This is a genomic window from Allobosea sp. Root381 (genome assembly GCF_001429395.1).
Lineage (GTDB): Bacteria > Pseudomonadota > Alphaproteobacteria > Rhizobiales > Beijerinckiaceae > Allobosea.
On sequence record NZ_LMJT01000034.1, the window covers coordinates 173,868 to 193,374 of the forward strand.

Genomic DNA, 19,507 nt, shown 5'->3' on the forward strand with positions numbered 1-19,507 from the left:
CTCATGACAGCAGCCATGCCGCGCCTCGCCCTCTACCAGCCCGACATCCCGCAGAACGCCGGCACCATGATCCGCATGGCGGCCTGCCTCGGCATCGCGGTCGACATCGTCGAGCCCGCAGCCTTCGACGTCTCGGTCCGCAATTTTCGCCGCTCGGGGATGGATTATATCGAGCGCGCCGCGGTCTCCCGTCACGATTCCTTCGCCGCTTTCGAGGCCTGGCGTCGCACTGCGGGCCATCGCCTCATCCTCGCCGAGACCGACGGCCCCGTACGCCATCTCGATTTCGCCTTCCTGCCCGGCGACATCGTCATGGTCGGCCGGGAGTCGGCGGGTGTCGGGGCAGAGGTCTATGCAGCCGCCGACGCAGCCGTGCATGTGCCGATGCGGCCCGGCTTGCGGTCACTCAATGTCGCTCTCGCGGCCGCGATGGTAATCGGCGAGGCCTTGAGGCAAGTGAACGGATATCCCGCCGAAGGCGAGCCGCGGGGAATCCCTCTCCTCTAAGGAGAGGGGCAGGAGTGAGGTGCCGGTCCGAAATCGTTGGCCTGTGCCCAAGAGGCGTGAAGCTCGCGCTTCTCTGGTCCAGGGGCCGTCCCCTCGCCCCTGCCCGCGCTTCGCCGTCGAAGAACAGAGTGATGGAGACGGGTGGATGAACGACACCAGGACCGAAACGACAATGCCCGACATGACGGCAGCCGATGCCATGAAGCCGCGCGCCCGGGCCTGGTTCGAAACGCTGCGGGACCGGATCTGCACCGCCCTCGAGGCGATCGAGGACGAGGCCGCCGGTCCCTTCCCGCCCGAGGCCCACGCGCCGGGCCGCTTCGAGCGAACGCCCTGGCAGCGCACCAACCACGACGGCGCTCCGGGCGGCGGCGGCGTCATGTCGATCATGCGCGGCCGCGTCTTCGAGAAGGTCGGCGTCCACGTCTCGACCGTGCACGGCACCTTCATGCCGGAATTCGCCGGCCAGATTCCGGGCGCCGCCGAGGATCCACGCTTCCACGCCACCGGCATCTCGCTGATCGCCCATCCCTGGAACCCGCACGCGCCAACCGTGCACATGAACACGCGCTTCGTCGTGACGACCAAGCCCTGGTTCGGCGGCGGCGCCGACCTGACACCGGTGCTCGATGCGAGGCGCAGCCAGGACGATCCCGACGCCATCGCCTTCCATGCCGCGATGCGCGAGCCCTGCGAACGTTGCGCGCCGATCGCGGACTATGACCGCTTCAAGAAGTGGTGCGACGAGTACTTCTTCCTGAAGCACCGCAACGAGCCGCGCGGCACCGGCGGCATCTTCTACGACTATGTCTGGTCGGGCGATCCGGAGGGCGATCTCGTCTTCACCCAGGCCGTCGGCGAAGCCTTCCTCGCCGCCTATCCGCCGATCCTGCGCGCCAATATCGGCAAGCCCTGGAGCGAGGCCGAGCGCTACGAACAGCAGGTCCGGCGCGGCCGCTATGTCGAGTTCAACCTGCTGCACGACCGCGGCACGATCTTCGGGCTGCGCACCGGCGGCAATGTCGACTCGATCCTATCCTCGATGCCCCCGACGGTGAGGTGGCCGTAGCCAGTGAGCGCTTCGCGCGGCGGAACCGCCACCGTCATTCCGTCGGGAAGCGGAGGTGCTAACACACTGTCTTCAGCGCCGCCGCCGCGCGCTCCACGAACGCGGCCTGCGCCTCCGCCCCATCCGGCGCCCCTGCCTCGATCCAGGCCCGCTGCGCCGCCTCCAGCACGCGCCCGACTAGCGGCCCGGCCGGAACGCCGAGCGCAATCACATCGCGCCCGCTCGGCCGGAAAGGCGGCGTGCGGCCGAGTTCGGCGACCCTGTCGCGCGCCAGTACCTGCCCCGCCCCGTCGGCATTCGCCGCCAGCAACACGAGCCCTGCGGCCACGGCATCCGAGCCGACGCGATGGGCGAGATGGCGCAGGAAGGCGATCGACGGCGCTTCGGCTCGCCCCGAAAGCCCCTCCAGCGCAGCGGCGATGCGCTCGATCCGGTCGAACTCCTCATTCGAGAGACGCAAGCCCTCGCGCAACGCTTGCACGTCCTCGCGCACCGACACGGCGAGCGCCGCCAACCGGAAGGCCGGATACACCGGCCCGGCATCCCCCTCGCCGGCGATCGCCACAAAGCGCGCGAGATGCGGCACACGGCCGATCACGGGCATGAGCAGGCCAGCACCGGCCATCGCCGTCACCACCGAGGCCGCACCCGGCGCGACCAGCAGTTTCATCACTTCCGCCCGCACCCGCTCGCGCGACAGTCCCGGCAACCCGCCTCGCCCGGCGATGCAGGCGGCGAGCCCGTCACGATCGAGACCCTCGGCCCCAAAGCGCGCATGGAAGCGGAAGAAGCGCAGGATGCGCAGATAATCCTCGCGGATGCGGGCCTCGGCATCGCCGATGAAGCGCACGCGCCGGGCCGCGATGTCGGCGAGCCCGCCGCAATGGTCGTGGACCACGCCGTCGCGATCCAGCGAGAGCGCATTGATCGTGAAATCCCGCCGCAGCGCATCCTGGATGAAATCGCGCCCGAACACGACCTTCGCGCGGCGCCCGTCGGTCTCAATATCCTCGCGCAGCGTCGTCACCTCGAAGCCGGCGCCGTCACGGACCAGCGTCACGGTGCCGTGCTCGATTCCCGTCGGCACCGGCTTGAAACCGGCCGCCTTGCCGCGCCGGATCGTCTCCTGCGGCACCGCGGTGGTGGCGAGGTCGACATCGCCGATCGGCTCGCCCAGCAGCAGGTCGCGCACCGCCCCGCCGACGACGCGTGTCTCCTCGCCGGCGCCGTTGAGCGCGACGAGCAGCGCCGCGAGCCCGGGCTGCGCCAGGAACTCGGCGATGCGCGCCTGCGGCAGCGTCACTTGAAGCGGCCGGGCACCAGCGTCCCGTTCTCCATATGCGGCGGCTCGTAGGCGCCCTGGTTGCGCGGCGCGCTCCAGCCGCCATAGGCGACGAGCCCGATCGCCAGCAGGAGCCCGACGACCGCCAGCCAGAAGACATGCCGGCTCCAGTGCTCGACATCGAGCGGGTTGCGGCGCTTGACGATGAGATACCCCGCGAAGACGCAGAAGGGCAGGACGAAGAGCAGAACCTCTTCGATGATCGCGCGCAGCATGTGACTTCAATCCAGTCGTTTCAGCCGGAGAGCCGCTCGTAGAGATTGCGGATCATGCCGGCGGTTGCGCCCCAGATATAGCGATCCCCGAAGTTCATCGCATAGTAGCTGCGCATCAGTCCCTTCCACTCACGCGAATCGCGCCGGTAATTGGCGGCGTCGAACAGGAAGGAGAGCGGCGTCTCGAAGGCCGCGTCGACCTCATGCGCGTTCAGCACCAGCTGGAAGGGCGGCTCGACCAGCGCGACGACCGGCACCACGCGATAACCCGTTCCGGTCAGGTAGGCGTCGAGGAAACCGAGCACATGGACGCGCTCGCGCGGCAGCCCGATCTCCTCCTCGGTTTCACGCAGCGCGGTGACCACCGGCGACCCGTCCACCGCGTCGACACGCCCCCCGGGAAACGCGACCTGCGACGAATGGCTGCGCAGCGCCGCCGCCCGCAGCGTCAGCAGCATGGTCGGCCCCTCCGCCCGCGAGACGATGGGGATGAGGACGGCAGCCGGGACCGCCGCCCTCTCGTCGGGCGGTGCGATCGGTTGCGGCTGCATCTCGTGGTCGCCGCGCGGCCGGGCGATCAGGTCGCCAATCCCGGGCGGTTCGGGGCGCAGCCGCGCCTTTGCCAGCGCCGCGAACTCGTCAGCCGTCAGGTTCAGTGCACGCATCACGTCTCGTCGATCTCGCTTGCGGGGACCGCCGGGTAGAACGCGCCGGCAACCGCGATGCCGAACATCGCCACGCCCTCGACATCGCGAATTTCGCCCAGCGCCAGCAGATCGTAGGTCAAGGCCCGCGTCACCCTGGCCCAGAGCCCGCGCCGGACATGGATATAGGGCTTGAGACCGTCGCCGGCCTCGCGCTCGAAGCGCAGCGCATGCTGCGGCCCCACCGACACGAGGTCGTCGACATCGGTCCGGAAGGCGATGGAGCGCGTGTCGCCCTCGCCTTCGACCGCCATCTCGACCGCCTGGAAGGGCGCGTCGTCGACGGTGATCCGCAATTTCTCGACCGGCGTGACGAGGAGATAATCGTCGCCGTCACGCCGCAGCACCGAGGAGAACAGCTTCACCAGCGGGGCACGGCCGATCGGCGTGCCCAGATAGAACCAGGTCCCGTCGGCGGCGATCCGCATGTCGATATCGCCGCAGAAATCGGGGTTCCAGCGCTCCACCGGCGGCAGGCCGCGCGTCTTTCCACCCTGCAGCGCCGCCATCAGGCGCTCCATCGCGTTGCCCGTCTCGCTCATCGAAACGCCCGCCGGCGCCGCATGCGGCATATTGGTTGCATCGTCGCTTCCGCCTTGAACTCCACATAATCGTGAAGCCGAGTTGTGTGCACCGCGCCATTACCCCCTTGAGCCGGCATGGCGCCCCGTCCACAGTCAACGGCTCAGGTCGTCGCAAGGTTTCTCGGCACGACGAGGCGCGGGCCAGAGGGTGAAGGAGATCGATATGGTGGCGCAAGTCCGTGCGGCGGAGAGCAACCCTCCGGTCAGCCTCGATAGCGGAATCGTCGAGGCCGCGGAAGCGGCGCTCGGTGCCATCGGTGCGGCCCGCAAGGAGATCGGCCAGGTCATCTTCGGCCAGCAGAAGGTCGTCGACCTGTCGCTGATCACGCTGCTGGCAGGCGGCCACGGGCTGCTGGTCGGCGTGCCCGGCCTCGCCAAGACCAAGCTGGTCGAGGCCATGGGCACCGTGTTGGGCCTGAGCGCGAGGCGGGTGCAGTTCACGCCGGACCTGATGCCCTCCGACATCCTGGGCTCCGAGGTCCTCGACGAGAGCGCCGACGGCAAGCGCCATTTCCGCTTCATCAAGGGCCCGGTCTTCGCCCAGCTGCTGATGGCCGACGAGATCAACCGCGCGAGCCCGCGCACCCAGTCGGCGCTGCTGCAGGCCATGCAGGAGCACCATGTCACCATCGGCGGCGAGCGCTACGACCTGCCCGCGCCCTTCCATGTGCTGGCGACCCAGAACCCGATCGAGCAGGAAGGCACCTACCCCCTGCCCGAAGCTCAGCTCGACCGCTTCCTGCTTGAGATCGACGTCGATTATCCCGATCGCGAGGCCGAGCGCCGCATCCTGATGGAGACCACGGGCGCCGCCGAGCACAGGCCGTCCCAGGCGATGTCGGCCGAGACGCTGATGTCGACGCAGCGGCTGGTCCGCCGCCTGCCGGTCGGCGAGAACGTCGTCGATGCGATCCTCGACCTCGTCCGCTCCGCCCGTCCCGGCGAGGGTGGCGATGCCGCGATCACCGACAAGCTCGCCTGGGGCCCCGGCCCGCGCGCCAGCCAGTCGCTGACGCTCGCCTGCCGCGCCCGTGCGCTCGTCGAGGGCCGCCTTGCGCCCTCCGTCGACGATGTCGTGGCGCTCGCCATCCCGGTGCTGAAGCACCGCGTCGCCCTGACATTTGCCGCCCGCGCCGATGGCGAGACCGTCGAAGGCATCATCGGCAAGCTCGTCGAGCGGCTGGGATAGAGCCGGAGACGGGCCGATGCTGCGCACCCGTGTTCTCGCACCTGCCGAGCGCCAGCCGGCGAGGCCGGTCGTCACCGCCTCGCTCGACCTGGCGGCGCGGCTGCCCCGGCTGATTTTGGAGGCGCGCCGCGTCTCGGCCAGCGTGCACGGCATCCATGGCCGCCGCCGCGCCGGCCCGGGCGAGACCTTCTGGCAGTATCGCCCGCTGGTCACCGGCGAATCCGCCTCGCGCATCGACTGGCGCCGCTCGGCCCGCGACGGGCATCTCTTCGTCCGCGAGCGCGAATGGGAAGCCTCCCACGCCATCTGGCTCTGGATCGACCGCTCGGCCTCGATGGGCTTCGCCTCCTCGCTGGCGATGGCGTCCAAGGTCGACCGGGCGCTGGTCGCAGGCTTCGCGCTGGCCGAGACGATGGTCGAGGGCGGCGAGCGTGTCGGCCATCTCGGCCTGACCCGGGCGCTGGCCTCGCGCCGCATCGTCGAGACGCTTGCCCAGGCGCTGCTGGTCGATGCCAAGGGCGCCGAGGCAGACCTGCCGCCGGATGCGCCGCTGCCGCGCCTTGCCGACGCGATCATCATCACCGACGGGCTTTCGCCGGCCGCCGCGCTGGCGAAGCGCATCGCGACCATGGCATCGAGCGGCGCACGCGGCCATGTGCTGCTGATCGTCGACCCGATCGAGGAGACCTTCCCCTTCACCGGACAGGCAGAGCTTTTCGACCTTGAGGACGGGCTCTCGCTGCGTGTCGGCGATGCCGGCGCCTGGGGCGAGGAGTACCGGCAACGGCTGGAAGCCCATCGAGATGCCATCAGGGAAGCCTGCCGCAAGGCCGGCTGGACCCTGACGCTGCATCGCACCGACCGGCCGGCGAGCGAGGGTGTGCTGCGCATCGCCAGCCTGGTCGCGGCGTCGCGCGGGGTCGGACGATGATCGTGACGCGAGGAACCACCCGCTGTCATTCCGGGGCTTCGCGCAGCGAAGAACCCGGAACCCACGACCGGCTGCGACGAAATCATCGCGGCGTCGTGCGGTCGTGCCCAGTCGTGGGTTGCGGGTCCGGCCCTTCGGGCCGTCCCGGAATGACAAAGGAAGCTTGCCCATGCTGAGCTCCTTGCCCCTCGCCTTTTCCGCTCCGCTGGCGCTCGCCGCGCTGGCGCTCCTGCCCGCGCTCTGGCTGATCCTGCGCGTGACGCCGCCGCGCCCGCGCCGCATCGATTTCCCGCCGCTGAAGATCATGGCGGACCTCGTCGCCAAGCGCGAAATGCCGGCGCATACGCCTTGGTGGCTCCTCGCATTGCGCATGTTGGTCGCGGCGCTTGCGATCCTTGCCGTCGCCGGCCCCGTCTGGAATCCGCCGCGCGAGGCGGGGCCGCTCGGCGGCCCGATGCTGCTGCTGATGGACAACGGCTTCGGCGCCGCCGCCGACTGGCCGGAGCGCCTGGCGCTTGCGGAATCCCGTGTCGCCGCCGCGGCGCGCGAGGGCCGGCCCGTCGCGCTTCTCGGCCTCGCCGAGAGCCCCGCCGAGATCGCGCTGTCGGAACCCCGCGCTGCGCTTGAACGGCTGCGTGCCTTCGCGCTTCAGCCTCATGCGCCCGATCGCGGCGCCCATCTGCCGCGGATCGAGGCCTTCCTGCGCAGCCAGCCGGAAAGCGAAGTCGTCTGGGTCGCGGATGGCCTCTCCGTCACCGACGACGCCGCCTTCCTCGCCCGGCTGAAGCCCGTAGCCGATGCCGGCCGCCTCTCGATCCATGCCGGCAATGCGGCGCAGCTCGCACTCACGGCGCCGGAAAACCTCGCCGGCGCGCTCACCGTCAAGGTGCTGCGCCCGACGGCGGCCGCTCCGGCCAGCGGCCAGGTCCGCGCGCTCGACCTGAAGGGGCTGCCGCTCGGCGACGCGCCGTTCGTCTTCAATGGTTCGGAGCTGGAGACACAGGCCAGGCTGACCCTGCCGATCGAGGTCCGCAACGCCGTCTCGCGGCTGGATGTCGTCGGCGAGCGCAGCGCCGGAGCGGTCGCCCTGCTCGACGACCGCGCCAAGCGCCGCCGCGTCGGCATCGTCTCGGGCGCCACCACCGACACCGCCCAGCCGCTGCTGTCGCCGACCTATTACGTCGCCCGCGCGCTGCAGCCCTTCGCCGAGATCCGCGAGCCGCGCCCGGGCTCGACCGACCCCGTCGGCGAATTGCTGGCGCAGAATCTCTCCGTGCTGGTGCTCGCCGATATCGGCGCGCTCGACGCCGACACCGCCGGCAAGATCACCGCCTTCATCCAGCGTGGCGGCGTGCTGCTGCGCTTCGCCGGCGCGCGGCTGGCGGCATCCTCGGACGACCTGACGCCCGTGCGCCTGCGCCGCGGCGGCCGCACGCTCGGCGGCGGCCTATCCTGGGAGACGCCGCGCAAGCTCGCCCCCTTCACCCGCGAAAGCCCCTTCTTCGGCGTCGCCATCAACGACGATGTCCGCGTCAGCCGCCAGATCCTGGCGGAGCCCGAGGCCGACCTGTCGCGCAAGACCTGGGCTGCGTTGGAGGACGGCACCCCGGTCGTCACCGGCGAGCGCCGCGGCGACGGCATGCTCGCCATGGTGCATGTCACCGCCGACACCACCTGGTCGAACCTGCCGCTCTCGGGGCTGTTCGTCGAGATGCTGCGCAAGGTCGTCGGCCTCGCCGGCACCGGTCCGGCCGAGGCGCAGGGCGAGGATGCCCGCGTCGAAACCCTCGCGCCAACCCGCGTCCTCGACGGCCAGGGCGTGTTCCGCAGCCCGCCGGCCACCGCCCAGCCCGTCGCGCGCAGCTTTACGGGACGCGCCACGCTCGCGCATCCGCCCGGCATCTACGGCCCGGCGGACGGCTCGCTCGCGGTCAACGCGCTCAACCCCACGGACACGCTACGCGCCATGGACCTCTCGGCGCTGGGCGCGCCGATCCTGCCGGTCGACAAGCCGGTCGCGCTCGACATCCGCCCGCAGTTGCTGGTGCTGGCGCTGCTGCTGCTCGTCGCCGACACGCTGGCGACGCTCTGGCTCGGCGGCCGGCTCTCTCTCGCCCGCAAGGCAAGGCGCGCCGCACCGGCCGCGATCGCGCTCGCACTCGCCTTCGCCGGCCTCACGGCTGCGCCCGAGACCGCACGGGCACAGGTGCAGCCGCCCTCCCCCGTATCCGCCGCACCCGACCAGCGCCCGCCGATCCCGCGCGAACTTTTCGCGGCCGGCGCGGTGACGCGGCTCGCCTATGTCGTCACCGGCGACCGCGCGGTCGACGACATGTCGAAGGCCGGGCTCTCCGGCCTCAACATCGTGCTCGCCGCCCGCACCGCTCTGGAACCGGGCGATGCCGTCGGCGTCGATGCCGATCGCGACGAACTCGCCTTCTTCCCGGTGCTGTACTGGCCGATCGTCGCCGGCCGGCCGATCCCCTCGGCCGAGACGCTGCGCAAGCTCGAGGCCTATATGAAGGGCGGCGGGCTGGTGATCTTCGATACGCGCGACGCGATGAGCGCGCGGCCCGGCGGCGGCACCACGCCGGAGGGCGACCAGTTGCGGCGCATGCTGCAGACGCTCGACATCCCGGAGCTCGAGCCGCTGCCGCGCGACCATGTCCTGACCAAGACCTTCTACATCCTCGACACCCTGGTCGGCCGCTACGACACCGGCACGACCTGGGTCGAGATCCTGCCGCCGGCAGGCGCCGATGGAAACCGCCCCGCCCGCGCCGGCGACAATGTCTCGCCGATCGTCATCACCTCGAACGACCTTGCCGCGGCCTGGGCGATCAACCGGCGCGGCGAGCCGCTCGTGCCGCTCTCCGGCTTCGACCCGCGCCAGCGCGAAATGTCGCTGCGGGCCGGCGTGAACCTCGTCATGTACGCGCTCACCGGCAACTACAAGGCCGACCAGGTCCACGTCCCGGCCCTGCTCGAACGTCTGGGACAATAGCTTATGTGGAGCCTTTCCTTCGCCCCGCTCATCCCGCTGCCGCTGCTGATCGGCCTCAGCCTGCTGGCCGCGCTGGCGGCCGGCGCGGCGATCGTGCTGGCCGGCAAGAGCGCGATCCTGCGGGCGCTGGCGCTCGCCGTGCTCACCGTGACTCTCGCCGACCCCTCGCTGGTCTTCGAGGATCGCGAGCCGGTGAAGGATGTCGTCTCCGTCGTCGTCGACCGCTCCGGCTCCAACCGCCTGGCTGATCGCGGCACGCAGACGGATGCAGCGCAGGCCGAGGTCGAGCGCCAGCTGCGCGGCATCGGCAATGTCGAGCCGCGCATCGTCGAGGTTCGTGACGCGCAGGGCTCCGGCGACGGGACGCGTCTGTTCGAGGCGCTGGCGGCGAGCGTCGCCGACGTGCCGTCCGAACGGGTCGCAGGCGCGATCGTCATCAGCGACGGGCTTAGCCACGACACGCCGCCGAACGCCGAGGCGCTCGGCCTGCGCGCCCCGCTGCATGTGCTGACGACCGGCCGCAACGCCGAGATCGACCGCCGCATCGTGCTGGTCGACTCGCCGCGCTTCGGCATCGTCGGCAAGGACCAGACCATCCGCCTGCGCGTGCTCGAAAAGGGCGGGCCGGGCCGCGCCGCGCTGACCATCCGCCGCGACGGCGAGATCGTCGCACGCCGCGAGGTCACGGTCGGCCAGACGGTCTCCGTCCCTGTCCGCATCGACCGCGGCGGGCCGAACGTCGTCGAGATCGAGGCCGCCCCGCTCGACAACGAGCTGACGCTCGCCAACAACCGCGCCGTCATCACCATCGAGGGCGTCCGCGACAAGCTGCGCGTGCTGCTCGTCTCCGGCGAGCCGCATCCGGGCGAGCGGACCTGGCGCAACCTGCTCAAGGCCGACGCCAATATCGACCTCGTCCATTTCACCATCCTGCGCCCGCCGGAGAAGCAGGACGGCACCCCGATCAACGAGCTGTCGCTGATCGCCTTCCCGACGCGCGAGCTGTTCCAGGTCAAGATCAAGGAATTCGACCTGATCATCTTCGACCGCTACGCCAATCAGTCGATCCTGCCGCTGGCCTATTTCGACAACATCGTCCGCTATGTCCGCGAGGGCGGCGCCCTGCTGATCGCAGCCGGGCCGGAATATGCCGGTGCCCAGAGCCTGGCACGCACGCCGCTCGGCCAGATCCTGCCGGCCCAGCCGGACGGCTCGGTTATCGACGAGGCCTATCGTGCCCGGGTCAGCGAGCCCGGCAAGCGCCACCCCGTCACCCGCGACCTGCCGGGATCGGAGGTCGATCCGCCGCAATGGGGCGAATGGCTTCGCATGGTCGGCGCCCGCGCCCGCACGGGCTCGGCCGTGATGACCGGACCCGGCGACCGCCCGCTGCTGATGCTGGCCCGCGAGCAGAAGGGCCGCGTCGCGCTTTTCCTCTCCGACCATGCCTGGCTTTGGGCCCGCGGCTTCCGCGATGGCGGCCCGCATCTCGACCTGCTGCGTCGCCTCGGCCACTGGCTGATGAAGGAACCGGACCTGGAGGAAGAGGCCCTGCGCGCCGTGGCGCGCGGCGGTGTCATCGAGGTCGAGCGCCAGACGCTGGGCGACAGCCCCGCGCCGGTGACCGTCACCGGGCCGGATGGCCAGTCGCGCTCCGTGCCGCTGGAGCCCGGACGCCCTGGCCTGTTCACGGCACGGATTCCGAGCAGCGAGTTCGGCCTGCACCGCATCGCCACCGAGAACCTCACCGCCTTCGCCAGCGTCGGCCCCGAGAACCCGCGCGAGCTGATGGAGGTCGTCAGCAATCCCGCCGCGCTCCAGGCGCTCGCGGAGGCGACCGGCGGCTCCTCGCGCCGGATCGGCCAGGAAAGCGGCTCGGCTGTCACGGTGCCGCGCATCGTGCCCGTGCGTGCCGGCAGCCAGTTCGCCGGCGCAGACTGGATCGGCCTGCGCATCAGCGATTCCGGCATCGTCCGCGGCGTGCAGATCTCCCCGCTCTTCGTCGGGCTGCTGGGGCTCGCCCTGCTATTCGGCGCGCTCGTGGCCGGTTGGCTCGGCGAGAGCGGGCGGAGGTTCCAGCGCAAACCGGACGCGACGGCCTAAACGCCTCTCCCGTCATGGTCGGGCTTGCCCCGACCATCCACGTCTTCAGCGGTCGAGGCCTGTGTTCAAGACGTGGGTGCTCGCCACAAGGGCGAGCATGACGGCGAGGTTCACCCGCCGTCGCGGATCGCAGTAACCGCTCCACGCCGCTGCGCGAGCACGCCCTCGACCAGTTCCAGCGCCAGGAAGCGCGCCGGATCGGCCGGCCCCGGCAGCATGAGCTGCCCCGGCGGGATCATCCTGAAGCCGAAGCGCGCATAATAGGGCGCATCGCCCACCAGCAGGATCAAGTCGTAGGCAGCTTCGCGCGAAGCCTCGATCGAGCGGTTCATCAAGGCCGCGCCGATGCCCCTGCCCTCGAAGGCGGGGTCGACCGTCAGCGGCCCTAGCATCAAAGCCCTGTGCCCCCCGGCGACCACGGGCGTCACCCGGATCGAGCCGACCAGGAAGGTGCCGACATGCGCGGCAAAGGTCAGGGCGGGGTCGGGCGGCGCACCTTCGCGCAGCCGGAAGGCCGTGCGCGCAAAGCGGCCGGGGCCGAAGGCGCGCTCGTGGAGGCGCTCGATCGCGGCCCCGTCGACCGGGAGTTCATGGCGAATGGTCAAAGGCAACGAAGTCATGACGGCGGGCCTGCGGGCAAGCGAGGTACGAAGCGTGGCGGCAAGCTCCGCGCAGGCGCGGACCTACCGAAGAGCGCGTCAGCGCGTCGGTCGTCGCAGCAGGGAGAGCGGGTGCCCGTTCGTCATGATCGCTGCGCTGTAGCAGAGCGGCGCGCAGGCGTCTATCCGCTACCAATCCGTCGCGGGCAGGTGACCTGCTGCGATCTCCGCCAGCCGCCGCCTCGTGCCGGACGTGACCCCGGGCGGCAATGCGTCGAGCGGGAAGAAGCCGGCCTCGGCGATCTCCCAATCGGGCCGCTTCGCTTCGTCGACGACGAAATCCCTGACGATGTAGAGCGCGACATGGTCGCGCCGCGAGGTCTTGCGGTTGAAATAGATGCCGTGGAGCTGCGCCGGCCCGGTCAGGCTGATGCGCCCCTCCTCGTGGAGCTCGCGCGCCAGGGCCTCGACCATGGCCTCGCCCGCCTCCACGCCACCGCCGGGGAAATGCCATCCGGGCGTATAGCTGTGGCGAATGAGGAAGACCTCTCCCGCTTCGTTCAGCACGACGGCACGGACACCGAGCGTCATCGGCCGCACGAGGCGGAAATAGGCGTGGAGGAGCCTGACCTGCAGCCTCTGCACCCGGCTCAGCCGGGCCTCCGACACGGATCGATCCGCGCGTTCGGAACCTCCCGACATGACCGCCTCTCCATGGTTTACGATTTGTCTATGCAAATACCGCATGGCGGCCACTCGTTTTGAGTTCCCTTACGTCACAAACGCGCCGCAAAGGAGGCCGATATCCCGGTCGTAACGTTGGACATCCCGTCATGCTGCTCTCTTTCATCATTGCCCGCTTCCGCGCCAAGCCCGCCTATGTCTGGCGCCCCGCCGTCACGCTGACGGATTCGCGCATCGTCTCCGAGCTGACCGGCGCCGCCAACTGAGCCTTTTCGGCTTCTGCCCGAAGGGGCGCGCGGATATGCACGCTTGACGCATGCCCTCTAGCAAGGGCAAGCGCAGGGCGTGTTCAAGCTAGCGCATCTGTCCGACCCGCATCTGGGCCCGCTCGCGGGCTTCTCGCTGCACCAGCTCATCGGCAAGCGCGCGACCGGTTACGTCAACTGGCGCCGCAAGCGCCGGCACGCCCATGACATGGAAATTCTGGCGCTGATCGTCGCGGATATCCGCGCGCAATCGCCGGACCATGTCGCCTGCACCGGCGATGTCGCCCATATCGGGCTGCCCGACGAGTTCAAGACGGCCGTCGCCTTTCTCGACACGCTGGGCCCCCGCGAAGCCGTCAGCTTCGTTCCCGGCAATCACGATGCCTATGCCCGCTCCTCGCTGAAGGCGCTGGCGAGCCATCTCGGTCCCTGGTCCGGCAGCGATGGCGGCAGCACCGGCTATCCCTGGTATCGCCGCCGCGGGCCGGTCGCGCTGATCGGGCTGAACACCGGTATCCCGACCATGCCGCTGATGGCGACGGGCCGCGTCGGCCGCGAGCAGATCGCCAAGGCCGAAGCATTGCTGGACCGCGCCCGCGACGAGGGGCTGATCCGCGTCCTCCTGATCCATCATCCGCCCTATGTCGGCGGGGCGCGGCGCTCACGCGAGCTGGTCGATGCGGCCGCCTTCGAGGCCATGCTGGCGCGCAAGGGGGCCGATCTCGTCCTGCACGGCCATAATCACAGATTCTCGCTGGCCTGGCGGCCGGGCGCCGGGCGCGACGTGCCGATCGTCGGCGTGCCCTCGGCTTCGATCGGGCCGCTCGGCCATGGCGAGATGGCGACCTGGCACCTGTTCCGGATCGAGGGCGATGCAGCCGCTCCGCACATCACGATGGAACAGCGCGGCTTCGAGCTCGACGGCACCGTGATGTTGCGCCAGGAGATCGCGCTGCATACGAAGGCGGTGTGATTGAACCGTCATTCTCGGGCGGTGCCCTGCGCCGACCCGAGAATCTCATGACGAGATGACCCTGGTTTCCGAGATGCCCGGGTCCGCGCTTCGCGCGGCCCGAGCATGACGAATTGGCGTTCTCAGATGCAGCGGCCGCCGTCGACGGCCAGCACCGTCCCCGTCACCATCTCGGCCTCGTCAGAGCACAGGAACAGCGCCGCATTGGCCATGTCCTGCGGCGTGGAGAGCCGCCCCCACGGGATCGAGGCGCGGAACTGCGCGCGCTTCTCGGGCGTGTCCTCACCCATGAAAGTCGCGAGGAGCGGCGTCTCGCCAGCGACCGGCGCGATCGCGTTGACCCGGATTTTCTCCGGCGCGAGCTCGACCGCCATCGACTGCGACAGCAGGTTCACCGCGCCCTTCGAGCCGTTGTACCAGGTCAGGCCCGGCCGTGGGCGGATACCGGCCGTCGAGCCGATGTTCAGGATCACGCCGCCGCCATGTTCGCGGAAATGCGGCACGGTCGCCTTCGTCATCAGGTAGATCGACTTCACGTTCACCGCGAAGACGCGGTCGAAGACGTCCTCGGGCACCTCGGTCATCGGCATGTTGCGATGGGTGGTGCCGGCATTGTTGACGACGATGTCGAGGCGCCCGAACTTCGCGATCACACGCTCGACCGCCTTGTCGACGCTCTTCGCCATCGACACGTCGCAGGTCACCGCGAAGGCCTTGCGGCCGATCGCCTTGGCGGCCTCCTTGGCCTTGTCGCCGTTCAGGTCGAGCACCGCCACGCGCGCGCCCTCCTTGACGAAGGTCTCGGCGATGCCGAGGCCGAAGCCCTGCGCCGCGCCGGTGATGAGCGCCGTCTTGCCCTTGAGTCTCATGCTGTCTCCTCGTGGTCTTCTGTGCGGCAATCTTTTTGCGGGGATTTGGCCACGGCAACAAATGCGTTTTCGCGATTGTGCGGATAGAAAAATAGTATGGCGGCCGCGCCTCATTCTCGGCGAAGCGAAGCGCAGGCCCGAGAACCGCTCTCAGGAGATACCGGGGTCGAGCCCGAGCATGACGCCCCTCAGCTAAGCCCCAATCTCCTCCCGGAGCATCTCGAGTTCCAGCCAGCGCTCCTCGAGTTGCGCGATCTCGCGCGTGACCTCTTCGAGACGCGCCGTCGCCTTGGCGAACAGCTTCGGATCGCGCGTGTAGAGATCGCCCGCCAGCGCCGTGTTGAGCTTGGCGACCTCGGCCTGGAGCACGTCGATCTTCTTAGGCAGCGTCTCCAGAGCATGCTTTTCGTTGAAGGAGAGCTTCCGCTTCGAAGCGGCAGGTGCGGTGGCCAGCGTGGCAGCCGGCGCGCCGGGCGGCGCCTTCGCCACGGGCACCCGCTGTTTGGCGCCGACGCCGCGCCCGCGCTGCGCCAGCATGTCGGTGTAGCCGCCGGCGAATTCGGTCCAGACGCCGTCGCCATCCGAGATCAGCACGCTGGAGACGACACGGTCGATGAAGTCGCGGTCATGGCTGACCAGCAGCACCGTGCCCTGATAGTCCGCCAGCAGTTCCTGCAGCAGGTCGAGCGTCTCGAGGTCGAGGTCGTTGGTCGGCTCGTCCAGCACCAGCATGTTGGAAGGCTTGGCCAGCGCGCGCGCCAGCATCAGCCGCCCGCGCTCGCCGCCGGAGAGCGCCCCAACCGGCGTGCGCCGCTGCAGCGGCTGGAACAGGAAGTCCTTCATATAGGCGATGACATGGCGCGGCGTGTCGCCGACGATGACCTGGTCGGAGCCCCCGCCGGTCAGCGCATCGCCGAGCGGCGTCGCAGGGTCGAGGCTCTCGCGGCGCTGGTCGAGCGTCACCATCTCCAAGGAGACGCCGAGCTTCACCGTGCCTGAATCGGGCGCCAGCGCTCCGGTCAGCAGGTTGATCAGCGTGGTCTTGCCGGCGCCGTTGGGGCCGACGATGCCGATCCGGTCGCCGCGTGCGACGCGGATCGAGAGATCCTTGACGACGACGTTGGGGCCGTAGGCCTTGGCGACATCGACCGCCTCGATCACCAGCTTTCCCGAGGTCTGTGCTTCACTCGCCTCCAGCTTGACGCTGCCGACGGCGAAGCGGGCGGTGCGGCGCTGCTCGCGCAGGCCGTGCAGCTCGCCGAGGCGGCGCTGGTTGCGGGTGCGCCGGGCGCTGACACCGTAGCGCAGCCAATCCTCCTCGCGGGCGATCTTGCGGTCGAGCTTGTGGCGGTCGACTTCCTCCTGGGCGAGCACCTCGTCGCGCCAGGCCTCGAAATCCCCGAAGCCGCGATCCATGCGCCGCGTCAGGCCGCGATCGAGCCAGATCGTGGCGCGCGACAGATTGGTCAGGAAGCGTCGGTCGTGGCTGATCAGCACCATGGCGGAGCGCAGCGATTTCAGCTCCTGCTCCAGCCATTCGATGACGGGCAGATCGAGATGGTTGGTCGGCTCGTCGAGCAGCAGGATGTCGGGCTCGGGCGCCAGCACGCGCGCCAGCGCCGCACGGCGCGCCTCGCCGCCCGACATCGTCGCGGGGTCTTCCTCGCCGGTGAGGCCGAGCTCGTCGATCAGGTACTGCGCGCGATAGGCGTCGTCGCCCGGTCCGAGCCCCGCCTCGACATAGGCCAGCGACGTCCTGTAGCCGGTGAAGTCCGGCTCCTGAGGCAGATAGCGCACGGTCGCGCCGGGCTGCACGAAACGCTCGGCCGAGTCGGGCTCGACCAGCCCGGCGGCAATCTTGAGCAGGGTCGATTTGCCCGAGCCGTTGCGGCCGACGAGGCAGACGCGCTCGCCCGCAGAAACCGCGATCTCGGCGGCTTCCAGCAGCGGCTGTCCGCCGAAGGTCAGCGCGACGTCGCGCAGATGGAGCAAAGGGGCCATGGTCTGTCCTGTGATGTGGCCTGGGGGATAGACCGCCACCGCCGCCCTGTCACGCCCGCTGGCCCGGCACGCCGCTTGCTTCGACCGGTTGCCAGGAGAAACCGACCCCTTATCGTGCAGGAAGGCGCAAGCGAGTCCCGCAAACCATGCCCAGACCACGCCCCATCGGAATCGGCCATAATGGCGGTCCGCCACTGAAGGAGCGCAAGCGCCGTTCGGCCACCGGAAGCGGCGGCATCGGCCGCTATTTCGACTGGCGCTTCGCCCATCGCAAGGCCTGGAAGAAGCCGCGCGACGTGGCACTCAGACGGCAAGAGAAGGCCGAAGCGCTCGGCCTGACCTATGAGGAGTATTCGCTCGAAATCATGGAGCGCGGCTATTACCCGCAGCCCGAACATGCCGAGGCGATCAAGACGAAGCGCGCCGAGCGCCGCCGCGACGGCGGCGTGGTGGCGCAGTCGCTCAAGGGCATGCGGCTGAAATAGCTCCGGGGAGCCGCGCTCAGGCGAACCAGAGCCGCTTCGGATCATCGAGACCGAAGCGCTCCGGCCCGGCCGCGATCGCCGCCAGCCCCTGCTCGGCGCCGTCACCGGCGGTGACCACATGCAGCGCGAAACGCGCAGCGAGATCCTCCATCGGCGGTTTGCCCGCGAAGACGGCGCCGATCGCGGCCTTGTCGGCCAGCGGCAGGAGCCGCGGCACGATCCCGCCGGCGAGATAGACCCCGCCCGTCGCCTTGAAGGCCAGAGCGAGATCGCCGGCGACCCGCGCCAGCAGCCGCCAGAAGCAGACCACCGCCATCAGCGCCGCGGGATCGCCGTCGCAGGCCAGCGTGGTGACATCGGCGGCGCTGACATCGGCCTCCAGCATGCCGGTCTCGCTCGCGACGGCGCGGTGGAAGCGCACCAGCCCGTCGCCGCTGAGCAGCCCCTCGACGGTGACGCGAGGAAGCCCCGCCGTCAGGGCCGGCCAGATCTTCTGCTCGGTCAGGTCCTCGGGGCCGATGCCGATATGCCCGCACTCGGTCGGCACCAGCACGCCACGCGCGCCGCGCCGGATGAAGGCCCCGGCGCCGAAGCCGGTACCCGGCCCTAGCACGAGCCGCGTACCGTCGGCATCCGGCTCGCCCTCGACCAGCGTCGTCGTGTCGCTTTTCGCCAGCACCGCGAGCGAGGCGGCCTGGGCCTCGAAATCATTGACCAGCAGCCCCTGCTCCAGGCCGAGCGCCGCGCCGAGCTTCGGCCCGTCGAAATGCCAGTTGGCGTTGGTGAGTTGCGCCTCGCGCCCATCGAGCGGCCCGGCGACCGCGAGTACGGCCGAGCGCGGCCGCTGCGTCAGGGTCGACAGCACCTCTTCGAGCGCAGCCTCGGGCGTCGGCTGGCTGCCCGTCGGAATCTTGGCGAGCGGGCGATGCGCCGCCTGCGCATTCTCGACCAGCGAGAGCCGGCAATTGGTGCCGCCGATATCGGCGACCAGCACCGGATAGGAGAAGCCCCGCATCAGGCTTCACCCAGCGGGTCGTGCTTATGCAGGACATGCCGGCGATAGGGCGAAAACCAGCCGAGCCCCTCCAGCGTGCCGGCGCGCGGACGATACTCGCAGCCGACGAAGCCGTCATAGCCGAGCTCGTCGAGCAGGGCGAAGAGGCTGGGATAATCCGGGCCGGCGGCGTCCGGCTCGTGCCGGCCGTTGGCGCTGGCGATCTGGACATGGGTCGAGATCGGGAAGAGCGCCTTCAACCGGGAGGCCACGTCGCCATGGATCAGTTCGCAGTGATACATGTCGAACTGCAGCCGGACGTTCTCGCGGCCGGATTCGCGGACATAGGCCGCGGCGCGATCGAAATCGTTGAGGAAGTAGCCCGGCATGTCCTTGCCGTTGATCGGCTCGAGCAGGAGCTCGATGCCGTGCGGCGCCAGTTCGTCCGCGGCATAGGCGATCGCGGCGCGGTAGGCCGCCTGCGCCTTCGGATCCTCCGGATCGGCATGACCTGCCATCATGTGCAGGCGCTTTACCCCGGTCTCGTGAGCGTAGGTCAGCGCCTTTGCGACCGAGGCGCGGAACTCCTCCTCGCGGCCGGGGATGGCGGCCATGCCGCGCTCCCCGGCATCCCAGTTCCCGGGCGGCAGGTTGAACAGCGCCTGCTTCAATTCGCCGCCGGCCAGCGCAAGGCCGATCTGCTCTGGCGTGTGCTCATAGGGGAAAAGGAACTCCACCGCCTCGAAGCCGGCATCCGACGCCGCCTTGAAGCGGTCGAGGAAGGCCCATTCGTTGAACATCATCGAAAGATTGGCGGCGAAACGAGGCATGGTAATCCCGGGGGCTTGCCCGAAGGCTGGAGACAATACGCAAGGCTAGCGCGATGCGCGCCCCACGTCATGATCCAATGCTTGAGAGGCGCGATGCGTTCCCGGAAAGGGTGAATGTTCAGGCCAGCCCACCTCACTCGGACGTCGGGACGAACACT

Annotated in this window: 18 protein-coding genes; 8 read left to right on the forward strand and 10 right to left on the reverse strand. The window is 69.7% G+C overall.

Annotated features, from left to right (window positions below; all coding sequences use genetic code 11):
- The first annotated feature begins 15 nt into the window (after positions 1-15).
- Together ASE63_RS20695 and hemF are read left to right on the forward strand one after the other, a co-directional pair.
- On the forward strand, positions 16-507 hold the full coding sequence (locus tag ASE63_RS20695) for a TrmH family RNA methyltransferase (protein ID WP_056805837.1): 492 nt from the start codon (positions 16-18) through the stop codon (positions 505-507).
- Between the two features lie 145 nt (positions 508-652).
- Positions 653-1,576 (forward strand): oxygen-dependent coproporphyrinogen oxidase, encoded by a 924-nt coding sequence (gene hemF, locus ASE63_RS20700; protein ID WP_056805840.1) that lies wholly within the window; start codon positions 653-655, stop codon positions 1,574-1,576.
- A 58-nt stretch (positions 1,577-1,634) separates the two neighbouring features.
- Here hemF and ASE63_RS20705 read toward each other — a convergent pair whose 3' ends face one another.
- Genes ASE63_RS20705 through ASE63_RS20720 form a run of 4 tightly spaced genes read right to left on the reverse strand, consistent with a single transcriptional unit; the run spans position 1,635 to position 4,379 of the window.
- Positions 1,635-2,879: a CCA tRNA nucleotidyltransferase gene (locus tag ASE63_RS20705; RefSeq protein WP_056805843.1), complete on the reverse strand. Its 1,245-nt coding sequence runs from the start codon at positions 2,877-2,879 to the stop codon at positions 1,635-1,637.
- Entirely contained in the window at positions 2,876-3,133 is a 258-nt protein-coding gene (locus ASE63_RS20710) for a DUF6111 family protein (RefSeq protein ID WP_056805846.1), read from the reverse strand. Before ASE63_RS20710 ends, ASE63_RS20705 begins: the two co-directional genes overlap by 4 nt.
- A 20-nt stretch (positions 3,134-3,153) precedes the next feature.
- Positions 3,154-3,798, reverse strand: a complete 645-nt coding sequence (locus ASE63_RS20715; RefSeq protein ID WP_056805849.1) for a CoA pyrophosphatase — start codon at positions 3,796-3,798, stop codon at positions 3,154-3,156.
- Positions 3,798-4,379: a DUF1285 domain-containing protein gene (locus tag ASE63_RS20720; protein ID WP_056806186.1), complete on the reverse strand. Its 582-nt coding sequence runs from the start codon at positions 4,377-4,379 to the stop codon at positions 3,798-3,800. The genes ASE63_RS20715 and ASE63_RS20720 overlap by 1 nt, the downstream gene beginning before the upstream one ends.
- Before the next feature lie 205 nt (positions 4,380-4,584).
- Here ASE63_RS20720 and ASE63_RS20725 point away from each other — a divergent pair, with 205 nt between their 5' ends.
- From ASE63_RS20725 to ASE63_RS20740, 4 genes are all read left to right on the forward strand, one after another.
- Positions 4,585-5,610, forward strand: a complete 1,026-nt coding sequence (locus tag ASE63_RS20725; protein ID WP_056806189.1) for a MoxR family ATPase — start codon at positions 4,585-4,587, stop codon at positions 5,608-5,610.
- A gap of 16 nt (positions 5,611-5,626) precedes the next feature.
- Complete coding sequence (locus ASE63_RS20730; RefSeq protein ID WP_056805851.1) at positions 5,627-6,541, forward strand: DUF58 domain-containing protein; 915 nt, start codon at positions 5,627-5,629, stop codon at positions 6,539-6,541.
- A 172-nt stretch (positions 6,542-6,713) separates the two neighbouring features.
- Positions 6,714-9,545, forward strand: a complete 2,832-nt coding sequence (locus ASE63_RS20735; protein WP_156410526.1) for a DUF4159 domain-containing protein — start codon at positions 6,714-6,716, stop codon at positions 9,543-9,545.
- A 3-nt stretch (positions 9,546-9,548) separates the two neighbouring features.
- Positions 9,549-11,648, forward strand: a complete 2,100-nt coding sequence (locus ASE63_RS20740) for a hypothetical protein (protein WP_056805857.1) — start codon at positions 9,549-9,551, stop codon at positions 11,646-11,648.
- A gap of 110 nt (positions 11,649-11,758) precedes the next feature.
- Here ASE63_RS20740 and ASE63_RS20745 read toward each other — a convergent pair whose 3' ends face one another.
- Both ASE63_RS20745 and ASE63_RS20750 read right to left on the reverse strand, forming a co-directional pair.
- Positions 11,759-12,268, reverse strand: coding sequence for an N-acetyltransferase (locus ASE63_RS20745; RefSeq protein ID WP_056805860.1), 510 nt, complete (start codon positions 12,266-12,268; stop codon positions 11,759-11,761).
- A 168-nt stretch (positions 12,269-12,436) separates the two neighbouring features.
- Positions 12,437-12,949, reverse strand: a complete 513-nt coding sequence (locus ASE63_RS20750; RefSeq protein ID WP_056805863.1) for an NUDIX domain-containing protein — start codon at positions 12,947-12,949, stop codon at positions 12,437-12,439.
- A 327-nt stretch (positions 12,950-13,276) separates the two neighbouring features.
- Between ASE63_RS20750 and ASE63_RS20755 the strand changes: the two genes are divergently transcribed.
- On the forward strand, positions 13,277-14,170 hold the full coding sequence (locus tag ASE63_RS20755) for a metallophosphoesterase (RefSeq protein WP_056805868.1): 894 nt from the start codon (positions 13,277-13,279) through the stop codon (positions 14,168-14,170).
- A 122-nt stretch (positions 14,171-14,292) separates the two neighbouring features.
- Here ASE63_RS20755 and ASE63_RS20760 read toward each other — a convergent pair whose 3' ends face one another.
- Complete coding sequence (locus ASE63_RS20760) at positions 14,293-15,039, reverse strand: SDR family oxidoreductase (RefSeq protein WP_056805872.1); 747 nt, start codon at positions 15,037-15,039, stop codon at positions 14,293-14,295.
- Positions 15,040-15,231: 192 nt separating this feature from the next.
- Entirely contained in the window at positions 15,232-17,040 is a 1,809-nt protein-coding gene (locus ASE63_RS20765; protein ID WP_056805875.1) for an ATP-binding cassette domain-containing protein, read from the reverse strand.
- Positions 17,041-17,186: 146 nt separating this feature from the next.
- Between ASE63_RS20765 and ASE63_RS20770 the strand changes: the two genes are divergently transcribed.
- Positions 17,187-17,525 (forward strand): hypothetical protein, encoded by a 339-nt coding sequence (locus ASE63_RS20770; protein ID WP_056805877.1) that lies wholly within the window; start codon positions 17,187-17,189, stop codon positions 17,523-17,525.
- A 16-nt stretch (positions 17,526-17,541) separates the two neighbouring features.
- Here ASE63_RS20770 and ASE63_RS20775 read toward each other — a convergent pair whose 3' ends face one another.
- Entirely contained in the window at positions 17,542-18,540 is a 999-nt protein-coding gene (locus ASE63_RS20775) for an ROK family protein (protein WP_056805878.1), read from the reverse strand.
- Entirely contained in the window at positions 18,540-19,349 is an 810-nt protein-coding gene (otnI, locus tag ASE63_RS20780) for a 2-oxo-tetronate isomerase (protein ID WP_056805880.1), read from the reverse strand. Before otnI ends, ASE63_RS20775 begins: the two co-directional genes overlap by 1 nt.
- Positions 19,350-19,507 lie beyond the last annotated feature (158 nt).